The organism is Pseudoalteromonas sp. NZS37, assembly GCF_015864265.1.
Taxonomy (GTDB): Bacteria; Pseudomonadota; Gammaproteobacteria; order Enterobacterales; family Alteromonadaceae; genus Pseudoalteromonas; species Pseudoalteromonas arctica.
Genome location: NZ_JADYXL010000018.1, coordinates 1 through 20,067 on the forward strand (window position 1 = coordinate 1; position 20,067 = coordinate 20,067).

At 39.5% G+C, this 20,067-nt stretch carries 20 protein-coding genes and 4 tRNA genes; 15 read left to right on the top strand and 9 right to left on the bottom strand.

The annotated features are described in order from the left end of the window. On the top strand, nucleotides 1–669 hold a 669-nt coding region (locus I6F47_RS19670; protein ID WP_197184405.1), incomplete at its 5' end, for an IS4 family transposase. A 35-nt stretch (nucleotides 670–704) separates the two neighbouring features. Here I6F47_RS19670 and mtnK read toward each other — a convergent pair. Then, nucleotides 705–1,922: an S-methyl-5-thioribose kinase gene (mtnK, locus tag I6F47_RS19675; protein ID WP_024607291.1), complete on the bottom strand. Its 1,218-nt coding sequence runs from the start codon at nucleotides 1,920–1,922 to the stop codon at nucleotides 705–707. A 129-nt stretch (nucleotides 1,923–2,051) separates the two neighbouring features. Here mtnK and mtnA point away from each other — a divergent pair, with 129 nt between their 5' ends. Further along, complete coding sequence (gene mtnA / locus I6F47_RS19680) at nucleotides 2,052–3,080, top strand: S-methyl-5-thioribose-1-phosphate isomerase (RefSeq protein ID WP_101163122.1); 1,029 nt, start codon at nucleotides 2,052–2,054, stop codon at nucleotides 3,078–3,080. On the opposite strand, the gene I6F47_RS19685 is transcribed toward mtnA, so the two are convergent. The 4 genes from I6F47_RS19685 to I6F47_RS19700 all read right to left on the bottom strand — a co-directional run bounded on the left by I6F47_RS19685 (nucleotide 3,069) and on the right by I6F47_RS19700 (nucleotide 6,114). After that, nucleotides 3,069–4,133 carry a RelA/SpoT domain-containing protein gene (locus I6F47_RS19685; protein ID WP_007579871.1) on the bottom strand — a complete coding sequence of 355 codons (1,065 nt, stop codon included), beginning with the start codon at nucleotides 4,131–4,133 and terminating at the stop codon, nucleotides 3,069–3,071. The genes mtnA and I6F47_RS19685 overlap by 12 nt on opposite strands. 129 nt (nucleotides 4,134–4,262) lie before the next feature. Continuing rightward, complete coding sequence (locus I6F47_RS19690; protein WP_197184406.1) at nucleotides 4,263–4,805, bottom strand: 1,2-dihydroxy-3-keto-5-methylthiopentene dioxygenase; 543 nt, start codon at nucleotides 4,803–4,805, stop codon at nucleotides 4,263–4,265. Further along, on the bottom strand, nucleotides 4,802–5,488 hold the full coding sequence (gene mtnC / locus I6F47_RS19695; protein WP_024607294.1) for an acireductone synthase: 687 nt from the start codon (nucleotides 5,486–5,488) through the stop codon (nucleotides 4,802–4,804). Before mtnC ends, I6F47_RS19690 begins: the two co-directional genes overlap by 4 nt. After that, nucleotides 5,485–6,114 carry a methylthioribulose 1-phosphate dehydratase gene (locus I6F47_RS19700; RefSeq protein ID WP_024589460.1) on the bottom strand — a complete coding sequence of 210 codons (630 nt, stop codon included), beginning with the start codon at nucleotides 6,112–6,114 and terminating at the stop codon, nucleotides 5,485–5,487. Before I6F47_RS19700 ends, mtnC begins: the two co-directional genes overlap by 4 nt. A gap of 108 nt (nucleotides 6,115–6,222) precedes the next feature. Between I6F47_RS19700 and I6F47_RS19705 the strand changes: the two genes are divergently transcribed. From I6F47_RS19705 to I6F47_RS19720, 4 genes are all read left to right on the top strand, one after another. Continuing rightward, the gene (locus tag I6F47_RS19705) at nucleotides 6,223–7,365 is read left to right on the top strand and encodes a methionine aminotransferase (RefSeq protein WP_165723037.1); all 1,143 of its coding nucleotides are present in this window, start codon (nucleotides 6,223–6,225) and stop codon (nucleotides 7,363–7,365) included. Continuing rightward, entirely contained in the window at nucleotides 7,353–8,126 is a 774-nt protein-coding gene (locus I6F47_RS19710) for an amidohydrolase (RefSeq protein ID WP_024589458.1), read from the top strand. Before I6F47_RS19705 ends, I6F47_RS19710 begins: the two co-directional genes overlap by 13 nt. A gap of 75 nt (nucleotides 8,127–8,201) precedes the next feature. Then, the gene (locus I6F47_RS19715; RefSeq protein WP_197184407.1) at nucleotides 8,202–9,617 is read left to right on the top strand and encodes a mannose-1-phosphate guanylyltransferase/mannose-6-phosphate isomerase; all 1,416 of its coding nucleotides are present in this window, start codon (nucleotides 8,202–8,204) and stop codon (nucleotides 9,615–9,617) included. Between the two features lie 38 nt (nucleotides 9,618–9,655). Further along, entirely contained in the window at nucleotides 9,656–10,231 is a 576-nt protein-coding gene (locus I6F47_RS19720; protein ID WP_165723036.1) for a hypothetical protein, read from the top strand. Nucleotides 10,232–10,271: 40 nt separating this feature from the next. On the opposite strand, the gene I6F47_RS19725 is transcribed toward I6F47_RS19720, so the two are convergent. From I6F47_RS19725 to I6F47_RS19735, 3 genes are all read right to left on the bottom strand, one after another. Continuing rightward, entirely contained in the window at nucleotides 10,272–12,428 is a 2,157-nt protein-coding gene (locus tag I6F47_RS19725) for a response regulator (protein ID WP_197184408.1), read from the bottom strand. A 167-nt stretch (nucleotides 12,429–12,595) separates the two neighbouring features. Continuing rightward, a complete protein-coding gene (locus I6F47_RS19730; protein WP_004334929.1) occupies nucleotides 12,596–13,252 on the bottom strand; it encodes a helix-turn-helix transcriptional regulator in 657 nt (218 codons plus the stop codon). 220 nt (nucleotides 13,253–13,472) lie between these two features. Then, nucleotides 13,473–13,841, bottom strand: coding sequence for a histidine triad nucleotide-binding protein (locus I6F47_RS19735; RefSeq protein WP_007579887.1), 369 nt, complete (start codon nucleotides 13,839–13,841; stop codon nucleotides 13,473–13,475). Between the two features lie 92 nt (nucleotides 13,842–13,933). On the opposite strand from I6F47_RS19735, the gene I6F47_RS19740 reads away from it, so the two are divergent. Then, on the top strand, nucleotides 13,934–14,533 hold the full coding sequence (locus I6F47_RS19740) for a DUF2057 domain-containing protein (protein WP_165726882.1): 600 nt from the start codon (nucleotides 13,934–13,936) through the stop codon (nucleotides 14,531–14,533). 59 nt (nucleotides 14,534–14,592) lie between these two features. Here I6F47_RS19740 and I6F47_RS19745 read toward each other — a convergent pair whose 3' ends face one another. Then, entirely contained in the window at nucleotides 14,593–16,434 is a 1,842-nt protein-coding gene (locus tag I6F47_RS19745) for a M1 family metallopeptidase (RefSeq protein ID WP_165723035.1), read from the bottom strand. 144 nt (nucleotides 16,435–16,578) lie between these two features. Here I6F47_RS19745 and murB point away from each other — a divergent pair, with 144 nt between their 5' ends. From murB to I6F47_RS19785, 8 genes are all read left to right on the top strand, one after another. Then, nucleotides 16,579–17,589, top strand: coding sequence for a UDP-N-acetylmuramate dehydrogenase (gene murB, locus I6F47_RS19750; RefSeq protein WP_197184409.1), 1,011 nt, complete (start codon nucleotides 16,579–16,581; stop codon nucleotides 17,587–17,589). Next, on the top strand, nucleotides 17,586–18,578 hold the full coding sequence (birA, locus tag I6F47_RS19755; RefSeq protein WP_165723034.1) for a bifunctional biotin--[acetyl-CoA-carboxylase] ligase/biotin operon repressor BirA: 993 nt from the start codon (nucleotides 17,586–17,588) through the stop codon (nucleotides 18,576–18,578). Before murB ends, birA begins: the two co-directional genes overlap by 4 nt. Beyond that, nucleotides 18,575–19,285: a type III pantothenate kinase gene (locus tag I6F47_RS19760; protein WP_197184410.1), complete on the top strand. Its 711-nt coding sequence runs from the start codon at nucleotides 18,575–18,577 to the stop codon at nucleotides 19,283–19,285. The genes birA and I6F47_RS19760 overlap by 4 nt, the downstream gene beginning before the upstream one ends. Nucleotides 19,286–19,411: 126 nt before the next feature. After that, a tRNA-Thr gene (locus I6F47_RS19765) sits at nucleotides 19,412–19,487 on the top strand. A gap of 40 nt (nucleotides 19,488–19,527) precedes the next feature. Beyond that, a tRNA-Tyr gene (locus tag I6F47_RS19770) sits at nucleotides 19,528–19,612 on the top strand. A 44-nt stretch (nucleotides 19,613–19,656) separates the two neighbouring features. Beyond that, nucleotides 19,657–19,731, top strand: a tRNA-Gly gene (locus I6F47_RS19775). A gap of 11 nt (nucleotides 19,732–19,742) precedes the next feature. Next, nucleotides 19,743–19,818: transfer RNA gene (locus tag I6F47_RS19780), tRNA-Thr, on the top strand. Between the two features lie 128 nt (nucleotides 19,819–19,946). Next, a partial coding sequence (locus I6F47_RS19785) for a GTP-binding protein (protein ID WP_021031985.1) occupies nucleotides 19,947–20,067 on the top strand: 121 nt, incomplete at its 3' end.

The following is a 20,067-nucleotide window of genomic DNA, read 5'->3' on the forward strand; positions in this document are numbered from 1 at the left end:
ATGAGTGCAGGCACCAAACACATCCACATTGCACAAAAAGGAGGAAGAAAAGCCCGAAGCGCAACACTGGATATCACCTATGCGCCAGTGACACTCAAAGCGCCTTACAATAAGAAAGGACACTCCCTCCCAGTTTACTATGTCGGCTGTGCAGAGCGAGGAAACGCTGAGAACGGCTTAAGCTGGCACCTATTAACCAGTGAACCAGTCACCAGCAAAGAAGACGCTTTAGCTATCATCACCTACTATGAGCACCGTTGGCTTGTAGAGGAATACCATAAAGTCTGGAAAAGTGATGGTACGGATATCGAAAGTTTACGCCTTCAAAGCCAAGATAACATGGAAAGATTGGTGACGATTAATGGCTTTATTGCGACGCGAATATTGCAACTAAAGTTCACCAATGAGCAGCCTGATTCTCCAAGTTGTGAACAACTGTTATCTCCCAAAGCATGGAAGTTATTGTGGTTAAAGAGAATAAAAACACCATTGCCTGAAACTGCTCCAAATATGTCATGGGCGTATCAGGAACTGGCAAAGTTAGGAGGCTGGAAAGATACCAAGCGCACAGGGCGTGCATCTGTGAAAGTGTTATGGCAAGGATGGCTTAAGTTACAAGCCATCCTGGAAGGCTACGATTTAGCAAAATCTCTTGAGTCAGACTTGTGATCAAGAGACAGCTAATAGCGCCTTTTTAATGTTTTTTAGTTTAATTGGCTTATTAATAAACTAAAAAATGCTTCTTTGTTGTCGCATGTTTGGGCATTCAAAATAAGTTGCTCGCCTAGTGCTAATGTTTGTTTTTGCACTATAAGACGCGCTTTCTCATCATTTATGCTATCTATATCGGTTACATGTGCGAGCCCTATGGTGCGCCTAATTAACTCAGCACCACAGTAGCCAATGGCGTCTTGTAATACGCCCTTTATAAAGTATTCACCGTAGCCTGTAACCTTTAGCGCACCTTCAGTAGTGTGCTCATTTATAAGCGTAAGCCAATGCTGTTCAAATAAGGTATAGCATTCAACAAGGGTGCTTAATAAGTGGGTTTGGTAATTACGACGAGCCACAAAATCTCCAATATGCCCGTATTGTGCGCAGTAATTTAAAAGTAAATTGCCAATAAAAGAGCCAATATCGAACCCAGCAGGTCCAAAAAAACCAAACTCTGGGTCAATCATCTTTGTATTATTACAATCAACAAAAATGCTACCGCTGTGCATGTCACCATGAAGTAATGTTTGCGGGTTAGATAAAAAATTAGCTTTTAGTTTTGCTATTTCTAACTTTAATACGCTGTTTTTGTGTATTGCATCAACTTCGTTTTGTAGTTGCTTTGGGTAGTTATTGCGTTCGTGCTCAATGTACGGATCGCTAAAAAATAAGTCTTCAGTGATTTGGCAGAGCTCAGGATTAGTAAATTGACTAACGAGTGCTTTTTTAGTTTGTGCGGTTAAATAAAAATCTGAATTATAAAAGCCAGTATGGCTTAAGTAGGTCGCTACATGCTGCGCCAATTTAGGAAATTGCTCCGCATTATTTTGTGCAGTGCGCAGTATTTGTAAATTACCTAAATCCTCTAAAATAGTCAGCGCTTGCATTTCACTATAATGTAAAACCCTAGCAGTATAAGTTGGGCAAATAGCGCCATGATTAAGCAAAACTTGCGCTTCTATACGAGCTCTATCAAGTGTTAATGGCCACGACTCGCCCACACAACGCGCGTAAGGCAGAGCTTGCTTCAAAATAACGCTATTGTTTTGCTCATCAGTAATTCTAAATACCAAATTAAGATTGCCATCGCCAAACTCATATGCCGATAAGGTTTGTCCTTGAGCAAAAAAATTACATTGTTTAGATTCAATTAATGTCGATACGTAATCGATAGCGCGCTGTGCGTTAAAAGCAACATAGTTAGTCATGGTTTAAATCTCAAAAATCAGCTTTTAAGCATTCTATACCTTTAAATGTTTAGATGTCTATAAGTCTAACTTGAGAGTTATTCAAAGTGGTGTAAAATAACGTTACGTATTTTTAATACCTTAAGCATTATGCAAAATTTAATCGCAAGCAGTTTAAAATATGAAAACGGGTCGCTTAGTGTGCTCGACCAATATTTACTTCCTCACCAGCAGGTATGGCATCAATGCCATGATGTAGAAACCATGAAAGAGCTGATCATTAACTTAAAAGTGCGTGGAGCTCCACTTATTGGTTTAGGCGCGAGCTTGTTAGTGGCGTATTTAGCTGAACAAGGGGTAGTAAAAAGTGAGCTTGAAAAAGCAATCAATGAACTAGAGGCCACTCGTCCAACGGCAGTTAATTTAATGCATTGTATGGCGGCATTGCGAAAAGCTTTAACGCAAAGCGATTATGTTGCCGGTATTGTTAGTACAGCTGAGCGGTTGTTTATTGAAGATATTGAGCTGTGTGAACGAATGGCAACCCGTGGCGCCGAGCTTATAAATAGTGGCGACAATGTATTAACTCATTGCAATACAGGGGCGCTTGCAACCGCTGGTATTGGTACTGCACTAGGTGTTATCTATAAAGCGCAGCAAAAACATGGCAACGTACATGTGTGGGTTGATGAAACACGACCATTATTACAAGGCGGTCGCTTAACTGCCTTTGAGCTTGAGCGCTGGAAAATACCTTACACATTAATTTGCGATAATATGGCAGCAAGTTTAATGGCTGCAGGTAAGGTAGATAAAATAGTAGTGGGGGCTGATCGTATTGCCGCCAATGGTGATTTTGCTAATAAAGTGGGCACCTATAATTTAGCCGTACTAGCGCATTTTCATAACATTCCATTTTATGTGGTCGCGCCTATTACCACGCTTGATACCAACACCGCGTGTGGTGATGATATAGAAATAGAGCAACGTAATCCTCAAGAAGTGCGCGGAGTTAGCGGTAGCTTTGGCGAAGCTTTATGGGCGCCCACCAATGCTAATGTATATAACCCTGCATTTGATATAACGCCGGCAAAGCTGGTCACAGGATGGGTGTTAGACACGGGTGTGTATAACCAGCAACAAGTATTAATGGGTAAACTTAAAGAGCTAACTCAATAATATGCGACTGAATTCTGAAAGAAACTCAGAGGTACTATTTAGGTAGTTGGGGTAGGCTTTTTCTATTGATTTCAAGTCGCTCCCCGCTACCAGAAGCACGTTATTGTGAGTTTGTTTTTCTTGTTCGGCGTAATGTGTTAGAGCTTCTTGCTTTTTATTCTCTGCATATAAAAAGACTCGACCCATTTGTGTTTCAGTGTTGTGAACGAGTAAAGCAAAGCCTGTATCTTTCGATTTATTTTTAATTTCGTCAACTTGGAATGCGCGATTAAATGCATCAAGCTTATGAAATGCGGCTAGCTTTTTATTTAGTGCCGAAAGCTCATCAACAAAGGCCTGCGATTGTTGTGAACTTAATTGATTTGAACCATCTTTGACTGCAAGAAACTCACCCATGATAAAAAATAATCGCTTCCAATCTGTGTCGGCTGCTTGGGGATTGGTTTTTAGTGTTTCTTTTTCAATAATATCTACAATTTCAACAGTAGTAGCCCAAAGGTGCTGAAGCCTAGTGCGCAACTGAACTTCAATTTGAAAGCCTTTATAATCGTGAGATTCTAAATTGTTATAACTTTTATAAACACGATGAATACCTCTATAGCCTGTCGCTTTTGGGTTTTCAATATAATCATATGACTTAACGCTATGAACTGCTCTACTCGAGTCTAAACTGGCGTTGAGTTGATATAGATGCTCTAGATTATCTAAGATTACTCGGCAGCCACCTATATCGTGCATTCGCTTCAGATTTATTGCGTTTTCACTTTTACCATCCAACGAGGCTCTTTGTAACTTATCTATAATAGTTGGCAAGCGCTTTAAGCGTCTAACTATAGTCGCCGATTCTAGCAAATGAAGCTTTTTTACATGTTTCCATACGAGGTTTTTAATAATAGTCAGCGGATATAAATGTGCTGCACGATAGTTTTGTACAACCTCTATTGCAAAGTCAAAATCACCTTCATTTTTACGAAAAATACGACCAGCCTTTTCAACTTGCTTACGTGAGTAGGCTAGTTGTTGTTTAGACTTTTGATATTGTTCGTTCACCATTGGAAAGTTACTCTTTATCAGCTGCATTGCTAAAATAATATTACAGAGTTAAGTGATTGAAGTCATCCTGCAAATTGCATAAATACGCTTATAGAAAATATAGTTTAGGCATGCGTGCACTGAGCTTTATTAATCGAGTAAGGGAAATTGCTCTGCAATAGACGAGTCAGTACTTTTTGCTACCCAGCCCTCTGTATTGTTAAATAAGCGAATGGCAGTAAACTCAGGGTCGCTTCCCATATCAAACCAATGCGGGGTAAGTTTAGGTACTGAAATTAAATCGCCTTGTTGGCAAAGTACCTGATAAACCTTATTGCCTAAATGCAGGCAAAATAGCCCTTGGCCTTTTACAAAAAAACGCACTTCGTCTTCATTATGAGTATGTTCAAATAAAAACTTTTTGCGCAGCTCTGATGCGCCAAGATTACCTTTAGCTAGAGATATAACGTCTACTGTTTGATAGCCATTTTCGATTTTTAACCGATCTATATCGCTTTTGTACGCACTAATAATTTGCTCATGGGTGGTGTGCTCATTAATATCTGCATTTGTTTGCCACTGTTCAAAACGTACGTTTACTTTAGCTAGTTGCTTTGCAATATCATCAGCATTTGATGTGTTTACAAGTGCTTTGATTGCATCGTTGTCGGCATACACTGTTAATTGGCTCATACTAATTGCCCCAATTTAAATTGGCTAAAGTCATTAATATAAGGGTGTGCTTTAGTGCTTGCTTGCCCATCACGAATTAAATGTAGTGTTTTTAAGCCTGCAGCTTGCGCGGCATCAAGTTCACCGGCTACATCACTTAAAAAGAGTATTTCTGCTGCTTTAAACGGTAATAGCTTAACAATAGTGTTATAGGCTGTTTGTTCTTGTTTTGCGCCAACTTTGGTGTCAAAAAAGTCAGTAAACAAGCTGCTAATGTCGCCATAATCACTGTATTTAAAAAGTAGCTGCTGCGCTTTTACCGACCCTGACGAGTACACATACAAAGTAATATCGTTGTTGTGTTGAGCTTGTAAAAAATCAAATGCATCTGGGTATAAATGACCTTTAAAATCACCGTGTTCATACCCTGTTTGCCAAATTAAGCCTTGTAACTGCTTAAGTGGAGTGATTTTTTTATCTTCATCAATCCAGGTAAGTAAAGTGCTAATGACTTCTTCTATATCGGCGTTTGGCTTTTCGACAAGGGCTTTTATGGCATTAATTTGCTCGGCTACATCTGGCTTATCAGCATTGGCACGTACAAAGGTAGGTAACTGCTTTGCCGCGTAAGGAAACAACACCTCTTTAACAAACGAGATGCGGGTTATTGTGCCTTCGATGTCGGTTAAAATAGCTTTAATCATTTAGTTACTCCCGCTTGAATACCGATTATTTTCAGGCGCTCTAGTTCGCAACTAAATAAAAACTCTAAGGCTTCTAGGTGGCGACGAACTTCATCAATATTACGCCCTACTGCATATAAGCCATGACCACGTATCAGTACGCCGTGCTCTATCGGCGTATGTAAATGATGGTCACTGACCAGCAGGCTTAATCGGTCAATATCTTGATCGTTATCGAAAATAGGAATGCTCAGCGTTTCTAAATGCGAAGTAAAGCCGCTCAGTGCTTTTTGCATTTCATAGCCTGTTAAATCAAGTTGATGCCTTTGGGTAATTTGCGACAGTACGGTGGCGGCTACAGAGTGAGTATGCAAAACACACTGTGCATCAGGTATAAGCTGATACAAACTTAGGTGTAATTGTGTTTCTGCCGATGGCTTTACAGCTCCTGCTAGGCGCTCGCCTTGGTGGTCTAATTGCAAAAAATGCTCTTGCGTAAGTGAGCCTTTATCGTGCCCACTTGCCGTAACAACAAAGCCAGTGCTAGTACGAGCTGAAAAATTTCCACCTGTTGCGGGTACCCAGCCTTTTTGGCTAACCCATTTTCCGGCTTCAATAAGTTGTGAAATAGCGGTATTGTTTTGCATACATTCCTCACTAATGAGCGTAAAGTTAATTGTTTTTAGACGGCTATACTTCTGTTTTAAGCAATGATAGCATCGCTTTAAGCGCAAAACCATCATTAAGGGCATCACGTGTTTGAAAGTAAATTACCAAATTTAGGCGTTAGTATATTTAGCCAAATGAGTGGGTTGGCTAATGAGTTTTCGGCAATTAATCTCTCTCAAGGCTTTCCTGAGTTTGATGCTCCTGATCTTTTAAAAACGCAGTTAAATTATTATGTGCAGCAGGGCGTTAATCAATATTCACCTTCAAGTGGTGTACCACGATTACAGCAACAAATTGCTGATTTAGCAAAGCGTAAATATGCAGCTGCTATAAACGCAGCTGATCAAGTTACTGTTACCTCAGGTGCAACAGAGGCATTGTTTGTGGCTATTCAAACAATCGTGCGCCCCAGTGATGAAGTGATTGTATTTGACCCTGCATATGACTCCTACCAACCCGCAATTGAACTCGCTGGTGGAAAGTCGGTACACATTGCTTTAAGTGCGCCAAATTACACTATTGATTGGCAAGTAGTGAGCCAAGTAATTACTAAAAATACCCGTGCAATTATTATAAATACGCCTCATAACCCAAGCGGTAAAATATTACAGCCACAAGATATAAAAGAGCTTAAAGAGTTAGTTGGTACTCACAATTTGTATGTAATAAGCGACGAGGTATATGAGCACATTACGTTTGATGAACAACCACATTTAAGCGTATTACGCGATGATGAATTATTTGCCAAAAGCTTTGTTATATCGAGTTTTGGTAAAACGTTTCACAGTACGGGCTGGAAAATGGGTTACTGTATTGCACCTGCCGATTTAGCTGTCGAATTTAGAAAAATTCATCAGTACGTTACGTTTTCAAGTTTTACCCCCGCACAGCATGCGCTTGCCGATATGCTCGAGCAGCAAGGCGAGCATATAGATGAGCTAAGTGGGTTTTATCAGCAAAAACGCGACTTATTAGCGAGCCATTTAAGTAATAGTCGTTTTAAAATTTTACCTAGCCAAGGCACTTACTTTTTATTATTAGATTACAGTGATGTATCGGATTTAAACGATGTTGAATTTTGCCATTGGTTAGTTGAGCAAGCAGGTGTGGCGGCTATTCCGTTAAGTGTGTTTTATCAAAAACCACCAACCGATAAAGTAATTCGCTTATGCTTTGCTAAAAACGACAACACTCTCATAGAGGCTGCGCAAATATTATGTCAACTTTAACCATTACAGCATTGCAAAGCTCGCTTTATTGGCTTGATAAAGACGCTAATTTAGCCATGTTTAATAAACAGCTTGACGCAATTACGCATCAGCCCGATCTTATTTTACTGCCAGAAACATTCTCGACTGGCTTTGCTATTAATTTAGATTGTGCAGAGCCCGAAAATGGTAAAGTACTGACTTGGTTAAAAGCGCAGGCTCATAAACATAATGCGGTTATTGCGGGTTCGGTACTTGTTGCACAAGGCGATAAAAAAGCAAATCGGTTTTATTGGGTAAAACCCGATGGAGAGGTGAGTTATTACGATAAGCGCCATTTATTTCGCTTAGGCAGTGAGGGCGACTACGTTGTAGCAGGGCAAGCGCGCAAAGTTTTTGAAATCAATGGTTTTAAACTATTACCGCAAGTATGTTATGACCTGCGTTTTCCGGTATTTCAACGCAATAATAACGACTACGATGTAATGATAAACGTAGCAAATTGGCCTGCTGTACGCCGCCATATTTGGGATACGTTACTTATGGCGCGTGCAATGGAAAACCTATGCTACGTAGTAGGCGTTAATCGCGTGGGGGAAGACGGTAATGGTGCCTCGCACAATGGCGGTACAGCGGTATACGACTTTAAAGGCGATGCCTTAACTAAAGCGCAAGATAACACTGAGCAGCTAGTTACTATAACACTTGAAAAAGCACCACTGGATGAGTTTAAAGCAACGTTTCCTACCTATTTAGATGCAGACCCTTTTACATTAATATAGACACGTTAATTTAGCGCAGAGCTAATAAAGTGTTAAAATAGTCGCTGATATTTTTTGTTGGCGGCAAATTTCGTAATGAACACTTTAATCACTCCTGTAATTTTAGCTGGTGGCATAGGCTCTCGCTTGTGGCCGCTTTCTCGCCAAGCAATGCCTAAACAATTTTTACCACTACTAAATGAAAACACGTCATTGCTACAAAGTACGTTGGCGCGTGTTTCTAATGAGTTGTTTGATAATGCTATTTTAGTGTGTAATGAGCAGCACCGATTTATTGCCGCCGAGCAAGCTGCAAGCTCAACTCCTAGTGCATTATTACTCGAACCCAAAGGTAAAAATACCGCGCCTGCCATCGCATTAGCCGCCCACTATGCACTGCAAAATGGGATTACCGGTCCACTATTAGTGATGCCTGCCGATCATCATATTAAAAACTTTGATGTATTAACAGCTAAGCTCCCAGAAGCTGTAAAACTTGCTGAGCAAGGAAAGCTAGTTACATTTTCTATTACTCCTACAGAACCGCATACTGGTTATGGCTATATAAAACAAGGCTCGGCTATTGCTGGAACTGGTTGTTACGATGTTGCACAATTTAAAGAAAAGCCTGACTTAGATACAGCGAACCGTTATTTAGCTCAAGGTGGTTATAGCTGGAATAGCGGCATGTTTTTATTTACCCCCGCAGCCTATTTAAAAGAGCTCGAGCGGTTTGCGCCAAAAATAGCAACGAGTGTCGCTGCAGCAGCACAATTTACTAAAGATTTAGGGTTTACCCGCCCAAGCAACAGTGCGCTTGAACACTGCCCAAGCGATTCAATTGATTACGCCATTTTAGAGCGCAGTAATAACGTAGTTGTTATGCCTGTTGATTTAAAATGGAGTGATGTAGGTAGTTTTTCATCCCTTGATGCGCTTACAAAAAAAGATAAAAACGGTAATAGTTTAAACGCTAATTATATGGCTCAAAAAAGTACTAATAACTTAGTTATTAACGAGGCTGAACACACTATTGCCACGCTTGGAGTAAGCAATTTAGCAATTATTCATACCCACGATGCCACACTAATTGCAAACCAAAATGAGCTAGATTCTTTGCCTTTGTTGCTTAAGCAAATTGCTACAACACAGGCTGATAAACTTAACCATCATCAAGTGGTTTTTCGCCCATGGGGGAATTACCGTACTTTGGTTGAAGGCATTGGCTTTAAAGTTAAAAAAATTACTGTTATCAGCGGTGCTAAGCTTTCGACGCAGCGCCATCAGCATCGCGCTGAACATTGGGTTGTGGTTTCGGGTATTGCAGATGTGTGTATTAATGAGCAAGCGTATACGCTAACGCACGACCAATCGTGTTATATCGCCGCAAAACAAATTCATAGCTTGGCTAATAATCAAAAAGAGCCGCTAATAGTCATTGAAGTGCAAACCGGTGCTGTACTTGATGAAATCGATATAGAGCGATTTGATGATAAATATGGAAGGGGTTAAAAAATCAGATCCATGCCAAAAAGGACGTTTCAATATTAATGAGTAAAATAATTTATAAAATAACGACGGATGTTAATCATTTCAGAGTCATATTTCCTGATAGCGAAGCTTTATGTGAACCTGACCTATGGAAGCCTGATGGTTCATCAAAAGAGTCTACACTGATAAATTTTAGTGCCCATTATAATAATGAAAAAGAGACACCCCTAGGTGATTTCACTGCAATTAATTTACAAGGCCTTGCTATAAGGGATCATGTTGCAAATGAGTTAGCTGAACTTTTCGAAGATTCGGGAGAGTTACTTCCTTTCTATGTAGGTGATGACAACTGGTACTTTTATAATGTCACTCGAAAAATAGAGGGTATATTAAATGTTGAGATGAGTACTTTTATGCTGCCAAGTTTAAATATCGGATTACAAAAAGCGGTGTTCAAAAAAGAAAAACTACCAAAGCATAGCTGCATATTTAAAATGCCAGAAGACCGATTTGAAGGCACTTACGTTTTTGACTCTCGTGTAAATGATAAAGATATTACTTTAAACCTCTTTTGTGCCTTGCGAGCACATGGTTTCACAGGTCTTAACTTTGAAGAGGTAGCGAGATTTGATTAACTTAAAGTAAAATTTAAAAAACCTTAACGCTTTTTTAATTTCACTCTAACTGCCCGCGCACAAACTTTAAATATTGCTCTAAGCTGCGTTGCCACAGATCTAGCGCTTCATCAAGCATGTCGTTATGTGGCTTTTTATCGAGTAAACGGCGCTCTATTTTTTTAAGCTCAATACCATAGCGATTAAAACCAAGTTGCAGAGCGGTACTTGCTTGGCGATGTAAAAGCTTAATGCATTGCTCTGGTTGTTGATCAATAAGCTTTTGACAGCGAATTAGCTTGTTACGCGCCGAAAGCACAAACTCATTATAAATCGACGATACTTCATCTTCACTAAACGAGCTGGTGAGTGTTTCGGCCGCTGTTTTGTCATACAACGTATCAATAAGCTCTACTGCAATACTCGCAGTTTGATTAGATTGAGAGTCGCTAAGTGCTTGGCGAAGCTTTTCGTGCTTAATAGGCTTGCCTACAATGTCTTTTATTCCTAATTCTAAATATTCTTTTACTTCGTCAGGGCTAAGGCTTGCAGTAAATGCGAGTACTGGAGTTCGTTGATTTTTATGATCAATGCGTTTTAGACGTTTAAGTACTTCTTGGCCTGTTAAATCAGGTAGGTTCATATCAAGCAAAACAACATCGAAGTGGTGAGCTTGCATGAGCTCTATGGCGCTTTTTCCATCTTTTGCGAGCTTAATTTTGTGCTCATCGTCGGCCATAAATTCTATAGCAATTTTTTGATTTAAATCTAAATCTTCAACCAGTAGTACATCAAGACCTGTTAAGTAATCTTTAGTTTGATGGCGCTGCTCTACAAGGCTTAATTCACCTAAAGTAAAAGTAACGGTAAAGCTAAATACACTACCAGTACCAAGCTGGCTGGCTATTTCGAGTCGGCTACTGAGCTTTTCAAGCAGGCGACTGGTAATAGCTAAACCAAGGCCGGTTCCGCCTTTCTCTTTTCCTGCACTACTTTGTACATAAGGTTCTGTTAAGTAGGCTATCTCATCATTTTCTATACCTGGCCCTGAATCTTTGACACTAATTTTTATAGTGTGCTCAAGTTGTTTTTCTAATACTAAATCAACCTGAATTTTAACGGTTCCGTGGTCTGTAAACTTAATAGCATTACCTACTAAATTAATAATTATTTGCCTAAGTTTTTGCTGGTCGCAGTAATAACAGGCTTGCTCAGGAATATTACATATTAGTTCAAACTTGAGTTGCTTTTGCTCGGCGAGAGGGCTTAGTAATAGACATAAATTATTAAGCCATGTTTTAAACTCTACATCTTCTTCGTAAAGCGCTTCGTCACTTTGATCTAGGCTCGCATAATCAAGGACCTTATCTACCAATAAGTTAAGTGATTCGGCAGAATTTATAATCGCCTCGCAATAGGCTTTATTGCGGGTATCACTTGTTTGGTTCATAACAAGTTGGGCGCTGCCTAAAATACCGTTTAGCGGGGTGCGAATTTCGTGGCTTATAGTTGATAAAAAGAGTCCGCGTATTTCTAAATCTTTTTGTGCTTTATCGGCTAATTTATTGAGGTGCTGCTCTCTGCGCTCATTACATAATAACGCCATACCTGCAGCATAAAACATGGGAGCAATTACGCCATTTAAAAATAATAATGAGCTAAACCAGCCGTTTACTAAAAGATTTTTTTGTTCAATGTTATCCATAAATAACGAGCGGCCAATAAAGCTTAAAGCAACAAGCGTTAAAATGGTTATGTATACAATACTGCCATTAGGATAGGGTTTGCGTGCACACTTAATAAATATAAACAGTAAAAAACCGGCTTCTGCTATGTGTTGTATATCGGATGCAATCACTCTTTCGTGTAAAGATGGGTCAAAAAAGGTGTAATAGCCAAGCATTGCAGTACAAAAAGTGGTCACTGAGCAGAGTAATTTAAAACCAATACCGCGATAATTTAAAAACTGACTAAGTGAAAGGCAGTGCACTATTGATGCGGCAAACATCATGCTACTGGCAGCGCTAATAATTACTAAATTATGTGTATCACCAACAAGAGTAAAGCCAATAACAGAGCCTAATAGCAATATGGGATAAAAAATGTATAGCAGCGTGCCCGATATTTGTTTGTTTGTTCGCCATGTCAAAAAGTTAAGTAAGGTCATTACGACCATGATGGCGATGCTGGCAAAGTAAAGAGTGAAGGAGTCGAGCATTAATATTCCAGCAAAGTAGCTATTAAACTAAAGTTATCAAAAGTATACACTTATACCAATCCTCAAAACAGATTACTTAATTAAGCTAATTGTTATTAGATAAGTATATAGCACATACAAAAACAGACACCTAAGTGTCTGCTTTTAAATTTAAACTAAATATTTGATTAACGAATTTCATCAGGGATATTTTGTTGTGCCCACGATAGAAGTTCAATACGGTTACGACATTTAGTTTTTCTAAATGCACTGTATAAATGTGTTTTAACAGTATGTGGACTAATACTTAAATCTTCTGCGATCTCTTTATTTTTCGAACCTTTACTCATTAGTGAGATTATTGCTTTTTCTCGCTTAGTAAGTTTAACAGGCTCAATATCACCTTCGGTTAGTTTATGCAGCGCATCTTTATTAAATTGCAGCATACGATTTAATGCATTACACATAATATCGCGACGGTACCAAAGTTGATCTTCAAGTAGTAAGCGAATACCTTTCATTAATACATCGGCGTTATCTGTTGTGTAAAATACGCCACGAATACCGCTTAACAATGCACGATTAGCAAGTTCAGGGTTTTCGTCTAAATTAAATAATATGATATCGCATTTAATACGTAGGTTTACTAGTTGTTCTTTTAGTTTTCCCCATGCATCCTTGCTTGATGTTTCAATAAACAAAAGTCGAGTCCCTTCAGGTATGTCTAAAATATTAGTACCTGTGGTTACGTCAAGGCCTTGCGTTTTTAACAAAGGTTCTAAAACGTTAATACCAATAGTGTTAATTGGCTCTTGATCTAATAACAAAAAGGCTGAACTGCTCATGTTTTTTATACTCTTTTATAAAGCTGACTGACTAAGTTTACCACGACTTCCACACCTTTTGTATTAGAAAATCGCTGATGTACTCAATAACAAATACGATATTACGATTATTTAAACACAAAATGTTGCAAATAAGTAACTATTTATTCTTTATAACTATGAAAAATCATAACATTTGTAACTAATTAATTGAGTGGAACAATTTAATAAAAACTTTTAATTATTTTACTTTTTTTACATTTTGATAAGGTGGCCAGCCCATTTCTTTACCGCCAAGCATGTGTAAATGTATGTGATAAACAGTTTGCCCACCATGTTCGTTACAGTTCATAACTACGCGGTATCCGTCTTCAGCAAAATTATGTTGCTTAGCTAATTTAGCTGCAACTACGTATAAGTTGCCTACTAAATGTGAGTTTTCAGGATTTATATCATTTATAGTAGCAATTGCTTTTTTTGGGATAATTAACACATGAAATGGCGCTTGTGGGTTTATATCTTTAAATGCGAGAGTGTTTTCATCTTCGTAAATAATATCTGCTGGAATTTCACGATTAATGATTTTGGTAAAAATAGTTTCTTGGCTCATAGTGTGTTCCTAATTAAGTGTTGTGAATTTTAAGCTCACTAATGACAAACTTTCAAAGCAGTGTCAAACTGAAATCAAATAAAGGAGTTAATATGCTTAAACCAATTTTAATAAGTAGTGCAGTTGCATTACTACTTAGTTTTTCGGCTAATGCTGAGAATATTCACTTTCCAGAAGAATTTGTACCACTGCAAGTGGGCGATAAAATGCTAGAAAGCTCTTTGTTTAGTCGTATTGATGATGTAGAGCTTGCCCCCGGAACTTATCAGCTTAGGCTAAAGTACACCGATTTATATGAAGATGATTATGACACGCATGAAGTTGTGGAGTCGGAACCATTTTGGGTAAGTGTAACTGTTGAAGCAGGTAAAGATTATACCTTAGTTTTTAATCGTGCTGAAAATGCAGTATCTGCAAAAGTGTTTGCAGAAGCCCCTCAAGTGAGTTTAAAAGCAAAAAGTAGCGCTGTTGCTAAGCCTTTAAGTGTTATTTCTAACACGCAACTAGCAAGCAATAAACCGGTAATGCAAAATACATTGCCAGCAGGACCTTCACGTCCTAGTCAGCCAATAAAGCCGATAGCACCAATTACAGGTAAAGGCATGCCAAGTGCGCCGCAAATGCTTGATTTTTGGTGGCAACAAGCCACAACTACAGAGCGTAAAGCTTTTTTAGAAAAAGTAACAAAGTAAAATAACAGAAAAACAAAAAGGGCCAAATTTGGCCCTTTTTAGTTTCTAGTTAACGCTATTTATTCAAATAATGCGTCAATAGTACCTTGCGCAAGAGGGTGATACCCAGGGCGTGCTTTTAAGTACACGCTTTGTGCCCAGTCTTTTTTACCGTTAGTGATAAGTGATTTATATAACGGCACAATTAACTTACGACGGCCAATACCTGATAAGTGCTTATTAAGCGCAGGATAAATTGGTTGATAACCATTACCTACTGCTAGCATAAACCAAGCAAACGCACGTTCAGCGTTAGTTGATTGCGTTAGGTTAAATTCACTATCAAGCTCGCTCATTTTCTCTATGCTTAAATCGCGTGGTAAGTTATTTAAAAAGTGTAGCCACTCATGCACAGACCAATCAGCCGTTGGTAGTTGAGCTGCTGTTGTGTCGCCTTTCAACCATGCCGCTGTTGCAGTATCTACTTTATCAAATGCATCAGAAGTAGGGTTTGGCGCATCACTTGGTAAGCCAGGCTCAAAAATCCATTCATTTACTTTATCCATACTTACAACACCAGGGTACTTCTCAATTAAGTTAGCTTTTAAGTAAGTAACAAATTGCGCGGTAGTAAGTGATTTAAACGAAAACTCTTTAAAGTACGCTTTTACAAACGGGTCAAACTTATCGCGGCCATATTTGTTTTCTAGATAGATTAAAAATAACTGACCTTTAGTGTAAGGCACTGAGCTAAACGCATCGTCTGGGTCGCGGCCATTAAGTTTTAAATTAAGGCGTGTATCTGGTGCATCAATTGTTTTAATTTGTGCGCGTAAAGACGCTGAATCAAGTGCTTGTTCCATAACCGCACGGTCACGACCAAATACTTCTTCCATAATGCGGTTTTCAACGTACGAGGTAAAACCTTCGTTTAACCATAAATCTTCCCACGTTGCGTTAGTTACTAAGTTACCTGACCAAGAATGAGCAAGCTCATGGGCAATAAGGTTAACTAAGCTTTTATCACCGGCAACAACCGTTGGAGTAATAAATGATAAGCGTGGGTTTTCCATGCCACCAAACGGAAAACTTGGTGGTAGCATTAATAAGTCGTAGCGACCCCATGCATATTCGCCGTACATCGCGTTTGTTTTGTCGATCATGGCTTGGGTGTCGTCAAATTCAGCAACTGAGGCATCTAAAATTGTCGGTTCAGCAAATATGCCTGTTTGATGCGACATTGCTTTAAATTCTAAGTTACCTGCGCCAATAGCAATTAGGTAAGGTGAAATTGCTTGTGGCATATCAAAAATGTAGTCGCCATCTTTATAAAGCGCATCTTTGTTGTCGGCACTCATTACAGCACGTATATCTTTTGGTGTATGAATTCGTGCAGAGTAAGTTACACGCATTGCGGGTGTATCTTGCACTGGGATCCAACTACGTGCATGAATTGCTTGCGATTGGCTGTACATAAATGGATGCGTTTTACTTGCCGTTTGCTCTGGTGTTAACCATTGCAGGCCAGATGCTTCTGGACGACTGTTGTAGTAAATACGAACTACTTCAGCTTGGTTTTTAAACACAATAGTAAGCTTTGAACCTTTAACGTCATCTCGCTTAGCTAAATCAAAAGTCGCCTTTTTCCAGTTACCACTTTGGTCTTTGTACATTACTTTATCAATGTCTAAGTCGCGGGTATCAAGTACGAGAGTTCTACTTTTGCTGTTGTTCCACTGAAGAGTATGCTCAACAAAACCTTCTAACTGCTTGTCGGCAAAGTCGACATCTAAATCAAGGTTTAAGTGAGTAGTAACAACATCATCAAGGTTAGCATACGAGTTTTGGTCAATCGCATTAGCCATTGCTTGCGAACACATACCCGCCATAGCGAGGCTTAAAAAAAGAGGTTTAATTTTCATCATTACTCTGAACACAAATAAAAAAGTGCTGGTTTTATATCACGATTGACACGGTGGGTTGAGTGATTTTTACAATCTAGTGCCACATTTGCGACGATGAGGTAAACTATTGCGATTAGTTACCGGTATTTTTTAGAGAGCTTTGTGGCGCATTCATTACACTCCTTACATACATTCGCATTAAACAGCCAATGCCAAAATTTTGTTGAAATTACTCAGCTTGAGCAACTTAAAACGCAAAGTTTTAGTGCACTGTTTTGTTTGCTAGGCGAGGGCAGTAATACCGTATTTTTAAATGACTACATGGGTACGGTTATAAAAATAGCCTTAAAAGGTATTAAAATCACCGAGCGTGAGAGCGACACACTAATAAGTATTGCTGCAGGCGAAAACTGGCATCAACTAGTCAGTTATTTATTAGAGAAAAATATACCCGGGCTTGAAAATCTAGCACTTATACCGGGCACTGTTGGCGCATCACCGGTACAAAATATTGGTGCTTATGGCGTTGAGATAGCTAAATTTGTTGAGTTGGTAGAGTACTTTGATATAACCACTAAAACTATGCATTCACTAAATAACGAGCAATGTGAATTTGCTTACAGAGACTCAATATTTAAAAATGCTCTCAAAAATAAAGCGGTGATCACGCAAGTGCATTTAGCGCTCCCAAAAAAATGGCAACCAGTATTAAGTTATGGCCCCCTGCAACAGCTCTCAAGCATTACCCCGCAAGCAGTATTCGATCAGGTTATAAAAACGCGCAATAGCAAATTACCTAACCCATATACACTTGCCAATGCGGGTAGCTTTTTTAAAAACCCAATAATAACCAACCAGCAGTTAGCTGAACTATTAAAGCAATTTGCAGATTTACCTCATTACGAATATGGGCAAAGTCATCACAAGGTCGCGGCAGGTTGGCTAATCGATCAAAGTGGTTTAAAAGGGCACCGCGAGGCCGGTATAGAAGTGCATCAACAACAAGCATTAGTACTTGTTAATCACGGAAATAGTGAAGGTGGTGACCTAATAAATATGATTAAACACATTCAGCAAGTGGTTTATACACGTTACAACATTATGCTAGAACACGAGGTACGTTTAATAGATGCGCGCAGCGAATGCCATATTAACGCGGAGCCTGAGCAATGAAAGCACCTGATGGAAACAAACTCGCTATTTTAAATGCACTTAACCAAGGGGGCTTTGTATCTGGCCAAGGCTTGGGTGAAAAGCTAGGAATTAGCCGAGCTGCGGTGAGTAAACATATCAAAACGTTACAAGAAATGGGCTTGGATATTTTTAAAGTGACTGGCAAAGGCTACTGTTTGAATAGTCAGGTGGGCCTTTTAAATAAAACACAAATTGATCAGCACTACAAAGCGCTAGGTGCTAATACTGCCGATGTAGAAGTACACCCTATTATTGATTCGACCAACAGCGAGCTTATGCGCCGTATACAGGCTAAAACAGCGCTTGAGTCTGGTGCTGTTATTGTTGCTGAAATGCAGCAAGCAGGACGCGGCCGACGCGGCCGTGTTTGGCAATCCCCATTTGGCGCTAATTTGTATTACAGTTACTTTTGGCGTTTAGATGACGGGCTTCAAGCTGCAATGGGTGTATCAATTGCGGTAGGCCTTGCTGTTTATGATGCAATTAAAGCGTTATACCAAATTGACGTAGAGCTTAAATGGCCTAACGATATTTATATAAATAAACAAAAACTTGCAGGTGTATTGGTTGAATTAGATGGGCAACCGCAAGGACCTTGTCAGTTAGTGATTGGTATAGGTATTAATTTACAAATGCCTGAGAGTTTTAGCCAACATATAGACCAAGCGTGGACCGACTTAAATCAACATACTCAAAAGCTTGATAAAAACCAGCTGGTGGCGTCACTTACTTATCATTTAGAGCAGCGTTTAGTGCAGTATCGTCAAACTGGCTTACAAGATATGTATGAGCAATGGAATTCGCTTAATGCGTTTGCTGGCGATTATGTTGAGCTAAATACAGGACACCGAAGCTGGCGTGGAATATGCGAAGGTATTGACCCACAAGGTGGAATACGAATTCGCCAAGATGGTGAAGTAAAAAGTTATTACGGTGGGGAAGTCTCCCTCAGAAAGGCGCAAGTATGAGATTACTGATCGACGTAGGAAATACATCACTAAAAGCTGTGCTGTGGCATAACGAGCAAGCACAACCAGCAGATATAAATAACCTACCTTGGTTGCAAATAACCGAAGTGATTTATGCGTGCGTAGGGCGCAGTGATTTACTAAATGATATTCTCGTGCAAGCGGCTAGCAATAATATTACTTGCTTTGAGGCCAAGGTAACCAAAACGCTTGGAGATCTTGTATGCGCTTACGAGCATGTGGGTAACTTAGGCATAGACAGGTGGTTGGCGCTTATTACAGGCTTTATGCTATACCCAAATAAAGCATGTATTGTTGTTGATGCAGGCACCGCAACCACAATTGACGTGCTCGATAGTGAAGGCCTACATTTAGGTGGCTGGATTTTACCCGGGCTTGATTTAATGACCTCATCGCTTACACAAAACACCCAACGTGTTTTTGATGACGGTAAAACACCGTTTACTAATGAATTGGGTAAAAACACGCCAAATGGTTTAAAAAACGGTGCCTTAGTGGCAACCATCGGGGCAATTGAGCAAGCTAAGCTGAATTTAACGGCTCAAAAAACAGAACAAGCAACACAAATTATTTTTGCTGGTGGCTATGGCTCACTATTGCAGCAGCAATTTGCAGGAAGTATTTTTGATTCATTGCTCGTAATGAAGGGATTGAATTATTGGTACGAATTAACCGAAACAGTATAAAAAAGTGCAAAAAACGCGTTTTCGCGTGAATATTGAGCATTTAAACTAAAATTTTACACTTTTTTTAATTTTATTGTTGCATCCCAATAAACCTTACTCTAATATCTCGCCCCGTACTAAAGCAGTGCCGACTTAGCTCAGCTGGTAGAGCAACTGACTTGTAATCAGTAGGTCAACCGTTCGACTCGGTTAGTCGGCACCACTTTCCTTTTACCGGAAGTGAATTAGTAGAGAATTATCGTGGAGGGGTTCCCGAGCGGCCAAAGGGATCAGACTGTAAATCTGACGGCTCAGCCTTCGCTGGTTCGAATCCAGCTCCCTCCACCACTTTATTCTTGACGGTTAGAGGTAGTTTAAGAACAGATTTTTATGCGGGCATCGTATAATGGCTATTACCTCAGCCTTCCAAGCTGATGATGCGGGTTCGATTCCCGCTGCCCGCTCCAGTTCTTGTGTTGCTGATATAGCTCAGTTGGTAGAGCGCACCCTTGGTAAGGGTGAGGTCGGCAGTTCGACTCTGCCTATCAGCACCAGTCCTAAGAATCTCCTTGATTACTTCCTTTATCTGTCAGAAAATACTATTTGAAAAAATTAACTTAATCTACCTCTGGTGGATTATTTTCATATGTAATTTAGATACACAAAACTGATAGGTTCCGTCATGGCAAAAGAAAAGTTTGAACGCGTAAAACCGCACGTAAACGTTGGTACAATCGGCCACGTTGACCACGGTAAAACTACACTAACTGCAGCAATCACTAACGTACTTGCAAAAGTATACG

Bases quoted from the DNA above. Each gene is read 5' to 3' on its own strand.
- mtnK (WP_024607291.1), bottom strand. From the start codon at position 1,922: ATGACTAACTATGTTGCTTTTAACGCACAGCGCGCTATCGATTACGTA.
- I6F47_RS19700 (WP_024589460.1), bottom strand. From the start codon at position 6,114: ATGCAAAACAATACCGCTATTTCACAACTTATTGAAGCCGGAAAATGG.
- I6F47_RS19690 (WP_197184406.1), bottom strand. From the start codon at position 4,805: ATGAGCCAATTAACAGTGTATGCCGACAACGATGCAATCAAAGCACTT.
- I6F47_RS19725 (WP_197184408.1), bottom strand. From the start codon at position 12,428: ATGCTCGACTCCTTCACTCTTTACTTTGCCAGCATCGCCATCATGGTC.
- birA (WP_165723034.1), top strand. From the start codon at position 17,586: ATGAAAGCACCTGATGGAAACAAACTCGCTATTTTAAATGCACTTAAC.
- mtnC (WP_024607294.1), bottom strand. From the start codon at position 5,488: ATGATTAAAGCTATTTTAACCGACATCGAAGGCACAATAACCCGCATC.
- I6F47_RS19735 (WP_007579887.1), bottom strand. From the start codon at position 13,841: ATGAGCCAAGAAACTATTTTTACCAAAATCATTAATCGTGAAATTCCA.
- I6F47_RS19720 (WP_165723036.1), top strand. From the start codon at position 9,656: ATGAGTAAAATAATTTATAAAATAACGACGGATGTTAATCATTTCAGA.
- I6F47_RS19685 (WP_007579871.1), bottom strand. From the start codon at position 4,133: ATGGTGAACGAACAATATCAAAAGTCTAAACAACAACTAGCCTACTCA.
- I6F47_RS19710 (WP_024589458.1), top strand. From the start codon at position 7,353: ATGTCAACTTTAACCATTACAGCATTGCAAAGCTCGCTTTATTGGCTT.
- I6F47_RS19745 (WP_165723035.1), bottom strand. From the start codon at position 16,434: ATGAAAATTAAACCTCTTTTTTTAAGCCTCGCTATGGCGGGTATGTGT.
- I6F47_RS19730 (WP_004334929.1), bottom strand. From the start codon at position 13,252: ATGAGCAGTTCAGCCTTTTTGTTATTAGATCAAGAGCCAATTAACACT.
- mtnA (WP_101163122.1), top strand. From the start codon at position 2,052: ATGCAAAATTTAATCGCAAGCAGTTTAAAATATGAAAACGGGTCGCTT.
- I6F47_RS19715 (WP_197184407.1), top strand. From the start codon at position 8,202: ATGAACACTTTAATCACTCCTGTAATTTTAGCTGGTGGCATAGGCTCT.
- I6F47_RS19760 (WP_197184410.1), top strand. From the start codon at position 18,575: ATGAGATTACTGATCGACGTAGGAAATACATCACTAAAAGCTGTGCTG.
- I6F47_RS19740 (WP_165726882.1), top strand. From the start codon at position 13,934: ATGCTTAAACCAATTTTAATAAGTAGTGCAGTTGCATTACTACTTAGT.